Below are 11,746 nucleotides of genomic sequence, written 5' to 3' on the forward strand. Positions count from 1 at the left end.
GATGCAGAAACGCCTTTTCCTTTTGGGTCTTTTGTCTTTTGCCCTGGTGCAACTGGCCTTTGCCCAGATGGGAGGGCGTTCTGTTTTCCGGTTCCTGGATGTGCCCACCCACGCACGCCAGGCGGCGCTGGGCGGCGTGAACGTGTCCTCTGGCCTGGAAGACGTGAATGCGGTCTCCGCGAACCCGGCGCTCATGCACGGCAAAACGGATAACCACCTAGGCCTAACGTACCTCAACTACCTTTCAGATGTAAGCCAGAACAACCTCAGCTACACCTTTGAGAGCAGCCGTTGGGGCCGCAATGCCATCGGGATTCAGTACCTGGACTACGGGACTTTTACCCAGACCAACGATGCCGGGGTAGAGGAGGGCACTTTCAAGGCGCGGGACTACGCGGTGTCTTTGTCGCACGCGGCCACCATTGAGCATTTCACCCTGGGCGCCACGGCCAAAGTAGCCATCTCCAGCATCGCCGGGGACCAGGCGGTGGCCACGTTGGTAGACCTGGGCGGCACGTTCAAGCACCCCGAGCGCGACTTTGTGGTTGGCCTGGCGATAAGGAACCTGGGCGTGATGCTGAAACCTTATGACAACGGCGAGCGCGAAGACATGCCGCTAGACATCCAGGTGGGTGCGAGCTATAAACCAGAGCATGCGCCTTTCCGGCTATCTATCACGGCGCACCAGTTGCAGCGCTTTGACATCGTCTACCTGGACCCCGACAAACCCGGCACCCTGGACGAAAACAACCAGGAGGTGAAGGAGAAAAAGACCTTCGGTGACAAGCTGGCCCGGCACTTTGTGGTGGGCGGCGAGTTCATCCTGGGACCCGGTTTTCAGCTGCGGGGCGGGTACAACCACCTGCGGCGGAAAGAACTGGTGGTGGAGAACGGAGGCGGCATGGCTGGATTTTCCTTCGGGGCCTCTGTCAAAGTGCACGCCTTCCGGTTTGAGTACACCTACGCCAACTACCACGTGGCGGGCGCCAGCAATTACCTTACCCTCAACACAGATTTGAACCGTTTCCTGAAAAAGAAGCTGGATTAATGGGGATGTGAAGATGTGGGGATTGGGAAATTTGAAGATGCGCGGATAACACTCCCCAGCTGTCATCCTGAAAGGATCTTGTGGGCAACCTGAGAAAGCGCCTCCCAAGCGGTAGAGAACCGGACGAGGTGTAATGCTTTTGTTTAGGGGCCGATTTCTGCAAAACAGGTCTAAAACAGGTTTGTTTTTTAGAACGAGGAGGCCTTGGTGCAAGATTCCAACCAACAACTTTTAACCTGAGCCGTTAAGGCAGAAAAGCGCCAGGTAAGAGAAGATTTGATAAATAAACCGGTGTTTCACCGTTTTAAAGAAAGATAATTCAGTTTAAAGGAGGAGCAGCTTAGATTCAGTCAAGCACTCATTCACTCAATCACTCATTAGAAAATGTTAGACTCAACCAAGTATTTAACTCCCAGCCAGATTGTAGCCGAGTTGGATAAATATATCATTGGGCAGCATGATGCCAAACGCAATGTGGCCATTGCCCTGCGCAACCGGTGGCGCCGCATGCACGCAGACCCCGAGATGCAGAAAGAGATTGTACCCAATAACATTCTCATGATTGGGGCCACAGGCGTGGGTAAAACCGAGATTGCGCGCCGCCTTGCCAACATCGCGGATGCGCCTTTCACCAAGGTAGAGGCCTCTAAGTTCACCGAGGTGGGCTACGTGGGCCGTGATGTGGAAAGCATGGTACGCGACCTGGTAGAGCAGGCCGTGAACATGGTGAAGACCCGCAAAAAGGAAGATGTGAAACAGCAGGCCGCCCTGGTGGTGGAGGAAGTCATTCTGGATGCCTTGATTCCGCCCATCAACCAGCCGGGCGCGCGTGACATGGTGGGCTTTGGCGGCCACAACCATTCTTCTGATATGCCGGACAGTGATCAGGAACTGAACGAGCGCACCCGCGAGCGTTTCCGCGAGAAAATCCGGAACGGTGAACTGGAAGACCGCAAAATCGAGATCAAAATCTCGCAGCACCCATCCTCTGGGGTGGGCGTGGTAGGCCCAGGCATGGACGAGATGTCGATGATGAACATCCAGGAGATGATAGGCAACATGATGCCTAAGAAGACGAAGAAGCGGAAAGTGACCATCGCCGAGGCCCGCAAGCTGCTCTTGGAAGAGGAAGCGGCCAAGCTCATTGACATGGACGAGGTGAAGGAAGAAGCGATTTACAAAGCCGAGAACGCCGGCATCATCTTCATTGACGAGATTGACAAGGTAGCCAGCGCCAGTGGCAAAGGCGGCAGCGGTCCGGATGTGAGCCGCGAGGGCGTGCAGCGCGACCTGCTCCCCATTGTGGAAGGCAGCACCGTGAACACCAAGTACGGCGTCATCAAAACCGACCACATCCTATTCATCGCGGCCGGCGCGTTTCACGTGGCCAAACCCTCAGATCTGATTCCTGAGTTGCAGGGACGTTTCCCCATCAGGGTAGAGCTGCAGAGCCTGAGCAAAGATGATTTCTACCAGATTCTGAAGTACCCTAAGAACGCGCTCACCAAGCAGTACGAAGAACTTCTGCGCGCCGAAGGCGTGGAACTCTCCTTCACGGACGAATCCCTCCACAAGCTCGCCGAGATTTCCTTTGAGGTGAACGCCGAAGTGGAGAACATAGGAGCCCGCCGCCTGCAGACTGTCATGAGTCGCCTGCTCAACGACATCCTGTTTGACGTACCGGACACCATTCCGCCCAACGCGCACCTCATGATCACGCCGGACCTTGTAGAGGAACGCCTCCGCGACATGGTTAAAAACCGCGACCTGAGCCAGTATATTTTGTAATTAGGAATTAGGAATTAGGAATTAGGAATTAGGAATTAGGAATTAGGAATTAGGTTCTCCCTGAACCAACCTCCCTGTGTCATCCTGAAAGGATCTTGTGGGCGAACCAGAAAGGCATTACTTACGAATTACTTCCCTTCTCACCAAAGTCTTTCCTAGATGACTAAAACAAAAGAGCCGTTACTTTCTGTAGCGGCTCTTTTGTTTTAGGGCTGTTTTATGGAAAAGAGGGCAGAAACAGCATCTTCCTAAAAAGCTTAAATCAGGAAAATTTGAAGCACCTTAAAAGAAATAGCCCTTGGGCTTTGGGCAGAGTCTTCTTTGTACCGAGTGCAGCCATTGCCGGGGTGTTTGGTTTACAGTTTCTAGAAACCCCAGAACAACTATTCCTTAGGTGGTACCACCACGAAGTGGGAGACTGTGCGGAAGCTAAAGAGATCGCGGAAAAGGAAGCAAGGGCAGGTAGGTTGACGTTGTTGGTACCTCCACCTTTTGATAATGATTCTTCTAAAATGCCTTATGCTTTCTATAACCTTATGCTTTCTATAAAAAGTTAGCAGACGAGTATAAAGTCACTCTGGTACATATTAACAGTTGTATTGGTGTTCCTGAAGATGATTGTTTTAATTTAGTAGGAAGGAAGTTGTTGGAGAAAAAATATGGGCAATTCCATTTTCAACAACTCTATGAAAGGATGCATGTAGCGCAACATGGACCACGACAGAAAACGGAGGCCTCAACTATTTGCCCCTGATTCTCCGTATTCCCAAAATGAAGGTGTCTAACTCCTTTCTAATTCCCACTTCTTAAATTAAAGCAATGAACCACTACATCATCACCGGAGCCAGTCGCGGGTTGGGGAGAGCCCTCGCCGAGGCCTTGTTAGAAGACGAGAACAACTGCGTGGTGGGCGTTTCCCGCAACAGCACCATCAACCATCCCCGCTATCGGCACCAGCCGCTGGATTTCTCAGACATCGCCGGGGTGGAGCACAACCTGCATAAAATATTCTCGCCATTTGACAATGCCCAGAAACTGGTGCTGGTGAATAATGCTGGGGTGATAGGGGAGATAGGCTACATAGGGCAGAGCCAAAACGAGCATTTTGAGTATGTCTTTGACGTGAACGTGATTGTGCCCGCCATGCTCATGAACATGTTCCTGCAAAGCTACCAGCACCGCCAGAACATAGATAAAATGGTGCTGAACATCAGTTCCGGAGCCGGGCAGCGGCCCATAGACGGTTGGGCTGCTTACTGTGCCTCTAAAGCTGCTTTGGATATGCTCTCCAAAACGGCGCAACTGGAGCAGGAGCAATTGGGCACCGGGGTGCGGGTCTTCTCCTTGTCTCCGGGGCTCATTGATACCGATATGCAGGAACAGATCAGGGACGCGGATGCGGACCAGTTCAGCAGTGTACAGCAGTTCAGGGACTATAAGGAAACCGGAGCCCTGGTCTCGGCGGAGGTGGTGGCCCGCAAAATTATTCGGTTGATGGAAGAGCCAAGTCTGGCCCAAAACGTGGTGTGCTCAGTACGGGATTTCTAAGGGTGTTTTGGGCCTGTTTTCCCAAATCGGCCGGGAAACGGAGAGGGGAGTGGGGCAGCCCGATTTTTTGCCCTACTTTTGCGATTCCGTTTTCAAACCATTAACCTTAGTATGAGCGTTTTCAAAAAACTGATTGTATTTTGCCTCTTTCTGTACCTGCCGTTCCAGTCCATGGGATGGGGCATGATCGGGCACCGTATTGTGGGCGAGATCGCCGACCGCCACATCTCTTCCAAGGCCAGAAAGAACATCAGGAAAATACTGGGCAACGAGTCCCTGGCCATGGCCAGCAACTGGCCCGATTTCATCAAGTCAGATCCCAACTACAACTTTCTGGAGACTTGGCACTACGTGAACCTGAAGGAAGGCCTGAGCTTTGAGCAAGTGGAGAAGCACCTGCACGCAGACACTGCCACCGATGCCTACACCCGCCTGAATTACCTCATCTCTGAATTGAAGAAGAAGGACCTGGCCCAGGACAAGAAACAGATGAACCTGCGCCTGCTCATCCACATTATTGGCGATGTGCACCAACCCATGCACGTGGGCCGTCCGGAAGATTTAGGTGGTAACCGGGTGCGCCTGGAGTGGTTCAACCAGCCCACTAACCTGCACCGCGTATGGGATTCCCAGCTTATTGAGTACCAGCAACTGAGCTACACCGAGTACGCCACGGCCATCAACTTCGCCTCCAAAGACCAGGTGAAGACCTGGCAGAAGCAGTTGGCCCCGGTTTGGTTTTTTGAGTCTTACCAGATTGCCCAGCAGCTGTACAAAGGCATCACCAAACCCGAGGAGAAACTGAGCTACCGCTACAATTTTGACCACGTAGACACCCTCAACCAGCAACTCCTGAAAGGCGGCGTGCGCCTGGCCGGTGTCCTGAACGAGATTTTCGGGTAAGTAAGTCTGGGCGTTTAAAACCTGATTTTCCGAAAAAAGCCATAAAAAAGGCGGATGCTCCCCAGAGAGTATCCGCCTTTTTCATTACCAGCACCGTGTTACGGTTTAATCTTTAGCTCACGCAGTTCCTGGTCTATTTTCTGGTTCCATTTTTCCTGGGCCGCCCGGTTAAGTCCGTGGTTTGTTTCGCCGTCGTACGCCTTCTGCAGGCGGTCCATTTCCCAGAGCGCCTCCAGGTACTGGTATCTGATAATGCTCTCATAGTCTTCCAGGTTAAGTTTCTCAGGCCGGAGCCGTTGTTTGTAGTGCTCCGTAACCAGTTTGAGGAGGTCAAAGTGGCGCTGCTCGTGGTTGAGGGTGTACTCGTTCCGGGCATCGGGCAAGACCTTGGAGAGGCTGCGCAGAATGTATGGTTTGGTGTTCACTTTGATGTGGATCACGCCATTCTCCACCGTAGACTGGATATCATTGGAAAGGCCGGGGAACACGGAGGCCGCGAAGTTCTGCGACAACCTGGACCCACCCTGGAAATCGCTCCACCGCAGCGGACGGTTGGGGTCATAGAACAAAGTGTCATCGTCCAGGTGCACCCGGTGGTCCTCAAAAGTGACCTTTATCTCCCGGGCCAGTTTCTCATTATGGGCCGCTTCCTTGTCAATCCAGCCAGTAAGGTAGCGCAAAGACTCAGACAGGGTTTTCCGGAGGGTAGGCTCCACTACCGCGAGGCTGTTCACCGGACGCGCGTAACGGGCGCCGCTCTTGTAATTAAAAAGATGCAGGCGCTTGCCCTCACGCTGTACCTCAAAAGCCGCTGAGATTTGGATCTGACCTTCGGCCCTTCCGCCGGCCATAGGTTTCTCCACTACCTGGTACTCTTTCAGGCGCATGATGATTGGTCGCGCCGTGGGGTTATGGCCGAAACTCTCCTTGATGTACTTCTTAATGGCCGTGACGCTGCCCCCCTGGAAATCCACGGGCTGCGGTGCCCCGGTAGGCGTAACCGCACAAACCAGCATGGCCACCGCCTTGGGGTTCGGCCGCTCGTCCACCACCTCGGCCACGTAGAACTCCTTCGTTTGGAAAGGCAGCTGCTCAGATTTAAGCACCAGCGGCTCCGGTTTCTTCAACGGCTGCCCTGCCCCACCCACCGCCATCAGCAGTGGCAGCACCAGAACCATGGCCAGAATGGAAGCCCGATGCCGCATAGATAATATATGTATCCCTTGCTTACAGAGGGAAGCAAAATATGACAGGTTCATTACTAAAGCTTTGAAGGTCTGCTCCTTGAAAAGATAAGAGGCTCTGCTTGGTTAACATGGTGTTAAACCGATGGGTTCAATGCCATTACCGCTTCCTTTTTCGTATATAAGAAGAGCAGAAGTGCTGACAAATGCCTTCTGTTTTAAGGCCGAATTTTAAAAAGAGGCTAGAAAGGATTTCCCAGATAAGTGCCAGACCAGGTGAGATTATAAACTTGACAGCCTCGTCCCAAAACGATATTTTAACCAGGGAAAGTGTAGTTGGCTGGATTTTGATAATGGACGATTACTTGAAAGGAGTATCTGATATGGAAAAGAGAATCTTAGCGGTGCTAGTGTTACTTTTAGCGGCTGATATCACCTTTGCCCAGACACCTGCTGACAGCATTAAAACAGAAGAAAAGCTTGAGCTGAAGCCCGGCTTAAAGTTCAAGCACAAACCAGGCGACTCAACCTTCAGGTTTAAGCTTCCGGGGCAAAATGCACCAGAGATTCTGAGGAAATTTGGGGAGGCAAGGGAGGAGGAGACGCCTTTTTACAGCAACATGCCCATGGCAAAATACCCCAATAAATGGAAAGACATCCCCAACCACAAGGTAGATGAATCCGCGACTAAGTACCACTTGCTTAAGAAGCGCTACAAGGTGCTACCCTTGCCTACAGAGCCAGAAGTACCCGCCAGGGGAAGTGAGTAAGCTGAATCTTAGGAGGGAGGCCTATAGGGCCAGGTTAATAGATGATTTATGGCTTGGTTGACAAAAACAGCCCTAAAACGAGAGCGCCTTTCTGCTGTCATGCGGAAAGGCGCTCTCGTTTTATGAAGGCAGGAATTAAGCCTGCATCAGGAAGGCTTTGATGTATTCATCCAGGTCACCGTCCAGCACGTTCTGCACATCGGTGCGTTCTACGCCGGTTCTGATGTCTTTGATGAGCTTGTAAGGGTGTAGAACGTAGTTCCGGATCTGCGACCCGAAGTCGATGCGTTTCTTGGTGCTCTCCACCTTGTCGCGTTCCTCGTTGCGTTTGTTGATCTCAATCTGGTAGAGCTGTGATTTCAGCATGCGGATGGCGTGTTCCTTGTTCATGAGCTGCGAGCGCTCAATCTGCACGGCAATGGTGATGCCCGTTGGTTTGTGTTTCAGGCGAACCGCCGTCTCCACCTTGTTCACGTTCTGGCCACCAGCGCCACCGGCCCGGTAGGTGTCCCACTCAATATCACCGGGGTTCACGTTGATCTCAATGGTCTCATCCACCACCGGGTATACGAACACCGAGGCGAAGGACGTGTGCCGCCGTCCGCCCGAGTCAAACGGGGAGATGCGCACCAGGCGGTGCACGCCAATCTCGGCTTTCAGGTACCCGTAGGCAAAATCACCGTCAAACTGCAGTGTGGCCGATTTGATGCCCGCACCCTCGCCCGGCTGGAAATCGACTTGCTTTACGGAGTAGCCTTTGCGCTCACCCCACATAAGATACATGCGGTACAGCATCTCGGCCCAGTCCTGGCTCTCAGTACCGCCGGCGCCCGAGTTTACTTCCAGCACCGCGCCCAACTGGTCTTCTTCGTTGCTGAGCATACGCTTGAACTCCAGTCCTTCCACGGTTTCCTCCGCGGCCTTGAATTCGGCGTTAATGTCCTCTTCTGAGACATCACCTTCTTTATAGAAATCAAAGAGTACCTCTACATCATCCACCGCCTTGGACGTGTTCTCAAAGTCATCGGTCCAGGTCTTCAGGGTCTTGGCCTCTTTCAGAACGGTTTCAGCTTTTTTAGGATCGTCCCAGAAATCTGGGGCAGCAGATTGGGCCTCAATGGCAGTTACTTGTTCTTTCTTGGCATCGTAGTCAAAGATACCTCCTCAACGCCTCTACGCGGCCTTTCAATTCTTTTACTTGTTCTTGGGTCATAACAGAAGTGTGCTAATTGTAAACAGGGGAATTAGCCGTTTTTGCAAAGATACTAGTAATAAGCAAAGTGTGAGAACAAGCTTAGATAAGAAAGCATTTAAAGGGTATTTATTCTAACTTTCCAGTTTTAACATTGAAAAAGATGCTTCCTGTACTTTCTCGTTCAAATTTTGTTAACTGATCATGAGGGATAAAGCCGTGTGATATTTCTCTTAGCGGAATAGTATATAGATGTTTGGGTGAAGAAGCTAAACCACCAATTCCAAGAACAATAAAGACAGGAATACCTTTTTCTTGTTCAAATCTTTTATATCGTTTTAGCTGATTCTCTGTTGCTACTTCAATACCCTCTTTAGGGAGCCTTTGTCTCCATTTACATTCTAAGGCTAATTCTTTTGAAAAGGAATCGAGATTCAATTTAAGTACCATATCGGGTTGTAATGTAGTTTCAGCAAATCTTCCATCAACAGATTTGTCACTTGTCCATTCTTTTATGGTGTAATACTTTTTGCTGAATCTCGTTACTACAAATTTTTCAAAATCATGCCCTTTTCTTAAGTTGTCTTCTTTTGGGTCAACCCCATTCTCTTTCCGCTCCTCAGCTATTGTTTTTGGTTCATCAGCGATGTTTTTTAATTCTGTTGCTGAGGCTTCATTTATAGGTGTTTTGGTGGGGTTTAAAAATATTAATGTTCCTATTACTAAAATTATCAATCCTAAAGCCATCAAAATAATACCTGTCATCTTATTCATGGTTCTTATTAAACTTCTAATTGATTTTATATTTTTTCTTTATGGCAAAATATAAAATTAAAATAGGAGTTTTCAAGCGCTTAGCTTAAAAACTCCTATTAAGGAAAGGTTGAAATTATGATTACACCACCGGCACCACCCATCCATGCGGATCTGGTGATATACTGTAGCGGATGTTGTCTAACTCGGTAGAAATCTTGTTGGACAGTGTACGATCGGCCACTGGCGGTAACATCATTTCCTCGCCTCTAAAGGTGATGGACTTGATGTGGGCAATGGTAGCGGCTGTACCGGTCCCGAAGGCGTCTTCCAGTTTACCGGCTTGGTAGGCATCCACAATCTCCTGCACTTTGATGCGTCTTTCTTCAACGGGAACGCCCCAGTCGCGGGCCAGTTGCAGCACGCTGTCGCGGGTGATACCGGCCAAAATAGAGGTGCTCAGGGCAGGGGTGATCAGTTTGCCGTCAATCACGAACATCACGTTCATGGTGCCGGATTCCTCAATGTAGTTGTGCTCACGGCCATCGGTCCAGATGATCTGGTGGTAGCCTTCTTCGTGGGCCAGTTTGGCTGGCAGCAAGGAACCACCGTAGTTACCGGCCGCTTTGGCAAACCCGAAACCGCCTTCCACGGCACGGGTGTAATGCTCCTCAATTTTCACGCGCACTGGCTCAGCATAATAGCCGCTGGCAGGGCTGCAGAAAATCATGAACTTGTATTCCGTAGCCGGACGCACGCCCAGCAAGCCTTCTGACCCGAACATGAACGGACGGATATACAACGAATAACCTGGGCGCTGCGGAACCCAATCCGCATCCAGGGCCACGAGTTGTTTCAGGCCATCCATGAAAATATCCTCCGGAATCTCGGGCATGCACAAGCGTACCGCCGATTTGTTCATCCGGGCCCAGTTGTCCTGCGGACGGAACAGTACCACTTTGCCTTCCTGGGTTTTGTAAGCCTTCATCCCCTCAAACATGGCCTGACCGTAGTGCAGGGCAGCGGTAGCCGGACTCAGTTCAATAGGGCCGTACGGCAGGATGCGCGGTTGTTGCCAGGCGCCGTCTTTGTAGTCTACCTCCAGCATATGGTCCGCGAAAACTTTCCCGAACTGCAGGTTTTCCAGGTCAAGATCGGCTAATTGGCTTGCCGAGGTAACCGTGGTATGGATAGAAATGGATTCTGTTTGCATAGGTTAGATGATGTATAGGTAATAAGTATACGCAATTCTGGTGATTCTGAATAAAAAAAGCCTCACATCCGAGGCTTCCAGGTGATTTCTTCTACGCCAAGCTCCAGGGCCATGGCACGGCTCAAAACAAAGAGAAAGTCGGAGAGCCGGTTAAGATATTGCACCACCAGGTCATCTACGTGTGACTCTTCCTGCAAGGCAATGACCAAACGCTCGGCGCGGCGACAAACGGTGCGGGCCACGTGGCAGAAAGAGACCGCCTGGTGCCCGCCGGGTAAAATGAAATTGCGCAAAGGCGGCAACTGCTCGTCCAACAGGTCCATCTGCTCTTCCAGGAACTGGATGTCCGTGAGGTGCAGGTCCGGAGTCTGAACCTTGCCTTCTTTCACCGGATCAGTGGCCAGCGTGGAGCCGATAGTGAACAGCCGGTCCTGGATCTCGGAAAAGATTTGCTGGCGTTCTCCGTTTACTTCCTGGTCCCGGACCACGCCCAGGAAAGAGTTCAGTTCGTCTACGGTGCCGTAGGCCTCTATGCGCAGGTGTGATTTCTTTACGCGGGTTCCGCCAATTAGGGAAGTTTCGCCTTTGTCACCGGTTTTGGTGTAGATTTTCATTCAGAGGTATTCAAAGCGGCCGCTTTAAGGGCAGGAACCGTGATGTTGAGGTTCATTTCATCAGACTCAATGAGTCCGTCGCGCAGGCGCACAATGCGGTGGGCATAATGCGCGATGTCGTCTTCGTGGGTAACCATGATAATGGTGTTGCCCTTGGCATGCAGGGCCTCAAACAAGCCCATGATCTCGTAAGAGGTCTTGGTGTCCAGGTTACCGGTTGGCTCATCGGCCAGGATAATGCTGGGATCGTTCACTAGGGCACGGGCGATGGCCACACGCTGGCGCTGCCCCCCTGAGAGCTCGTTGGGTTTGTGTTTGGCCCGGGAGCCCAGCCCTACGCTGTCTAAGGCCGCCATGGCCCGCTCTTCACGCTCAGATTTCCCAAAACCCGCATAAACCAGCGGCAAAGCCACGTTCTCTAAAGAAGACGAGCGGGGCAGCAGGTTGAACGTCTGGAACACAAACCCGATTTCCTTATTGCGGACGGTGGCCAGCTCATTGTCTGCCATGTTGCTGACATCGTTGCCGTTGAGGATGTACGTACCCGAGGTGGGGGTGTCCAGGCAGCCCACAATGTTCATGAGCGTGGATTTACCTGAACCCGAAGGCCCCATGAACGCCACATATTCGCCTTTTTTGATCTCGATGGAAATAGACCGCAGGGCATGAATGGTTTCATTCCCCATCTGGTACATCCTGGAGATATTCTCGGTTTTGATGATGGTGCTCATAT

At 51.4% G+C, this 11,746-nt stretch carries 11 protein-coding genes; 5 read left to right on the forward strand and 6 right to left on the reverse strand.

Translation table 11 applies throughout. The features are described from left to right. Position 1: 1 nt before the first annotated feature. The 4 genes from porQ (at position 2) to J3P35_RS08025 (ending at position 5,287) form a co-directional block, all read left to right on the forward strand. Positions 2-1,048 carry a type IX secretion system protein PorQ gene (gene porQ, locus J3P35_RS08010; protein WP_210463805.1) on the forward strand — a complete coding sequence of 349 codons (1,047 nt, stop codon included), beginning with the start codon at positions 2-4 and terminating at the stop codon, positions 1,046-1,048. 384 nt (positions 1,049-1,432) lie between these two features. Then, complete coding sequence (gene hslU / locus J3P35_RS08015) at positions 1,433-2,836, forward strand: ATP-dependent protease ATPase subunit HslU (RefSeq protein ID WP_210463806.1); 1,404 nt, start codon at positions 1,433-1,435, stop codon at positions 2,834-2,836. Between the two features lie 819 nt (positions 2,837-3,655). Further along, positions 3,656-4,384, forward strand: coding sequence for an SDR family NAD(P)-dependent oxidoreductase (locus J3P35_RS08020; RefSeq protein WP_210463807.1), 729 nt, complete (start codon positions 3,656-3,658; stop codon positions 4,382-4,384). Between the two features lie 111 nt (positions 4,385-4,495). Beyond that, positions 4,496-5,287 carry a S1/P1 nuclease gene (locus tag J3P35_RS08025; protein ID WP_210463808.1) on the forward strand — a complete coding sequence of 264 codons (792 nt, stop codon included), beginning with the start codon at positions 4,496-4,498 and terminating at the stop codon, positions 5,285-5,287. 98 nt (positions 5,288-5,385) lie between these two features. Here the strand turns inward: J3P35_RS08025 and J3P35_RS08030 are convergent, their stop codons facing one another. Next, complete coding sequence (locus J3P35_RS08030) at positions 5,386-6,492, reverse strand: hypothetical protein (RefSeq protein ID WP_210463809.1); 1,107 nt, start codon at positions 6,490-6,492, stop codon at positions 5,386-5,388. A 185-nt stretch (positions 6,493-6,677) separates the two neighbouring features. On the opposite strand from J3P35_RS08030, the gene J3P35_RS08035 reads away from it, so the two are divergent. Next, positions 6,678-7,241, forward strand: coding sequence for a hypothetical protein (locus J3P35_RS08035; RefSeq protein ID WP_210463810.1), 564 nt, complete (start codon positions 6,678-6,680; stop codon positions 7,239-7,241). A gap of 135 nt (positions 7,242-7,376) precedes the next feature. Here J3P35_RS08035 and prfB read toward each other — a convergent pair. From prfB to J3P35_RS08060, 5 genes are all read right to left on the reverse strand, one after another. Next, positions 7,377-8,454, reverse strand: a protein-coding gene (prfB, locus tag J3P35_RS08040) for a peptide chain release factor 2 (protein WP_210463811.1) whose coding sequence is annotated in 2 segments (ribosomal slippage) — positions 7,377-8,393 and positions 8,395-8,454 — 1,077 coding nt in all. Because the reading frame shifts where the segments join, the coding sequence is not laid out codon by codon here. Positions 8,455-8,562: 108 nt separating this feature from the next. Continuing rightward, positions 8,563-9,207 (reverse strand): hypothetical protein, encoded by a 645-nt coding sequence (locus J3P35_RS08045; RefSeq protein WP_210463812.1) that lies wholly within the window; start codon positions 9,205-9,207, stop codon positions 8,563-8,565. 121 nt (positions 9,208-9,328) lie between these two features. Further along, positions 9,329-10,399 carry a branched-chain amino acid aminotransferase gene (locus J3P35_RS08050; RefSeq protein ID WP_210463813.1) on the reverse strand — a complete coding sequence of 357 codons (1,071 nt, stop codon included), beginning with the start codon at positions 10,397-10,399 and terminating at the stop codon, positions 9,329-9,331. A 62-nt stretch (positions 10,400-10,461) separates the two neighbouring features. After that, positions 10,462-11,013, reverse strand: coding sequence for a cob(I)yrinic acid a,c-diamide adenosyltransferase (locus J3P35_RS08055; RefSeq protein WP_210463814.1), 552 nt, complete (start codon positions 11,011-11,013; stop codon positions 10,462-10,464). Next, entirely contained in the window at positions 11,010-11,744 is a 735-nt protein-coding gene (locus tag J3P35_RS08060) for an ABC transporter ATP-binding protein (RefSeq protein ID WP_246850022.1), read from the reverse strand. The genes J3P35_RS08055 and J3P35_RS08060 overlap by 4 nt, the downstream gene beginning before the upstream one ends. Positions 11,745-11,746: the final 2 nt, after the last annotated feature.

It is taken from the genome of Rufibacter roseolus (genome assembly GCF_017916365.1).
GTDB lineage: Bacteria > Bacteroidota > Bacteroidia > Cytophagales > Hymenobacteraceae > Nibribacter > Nibribacter roseolus.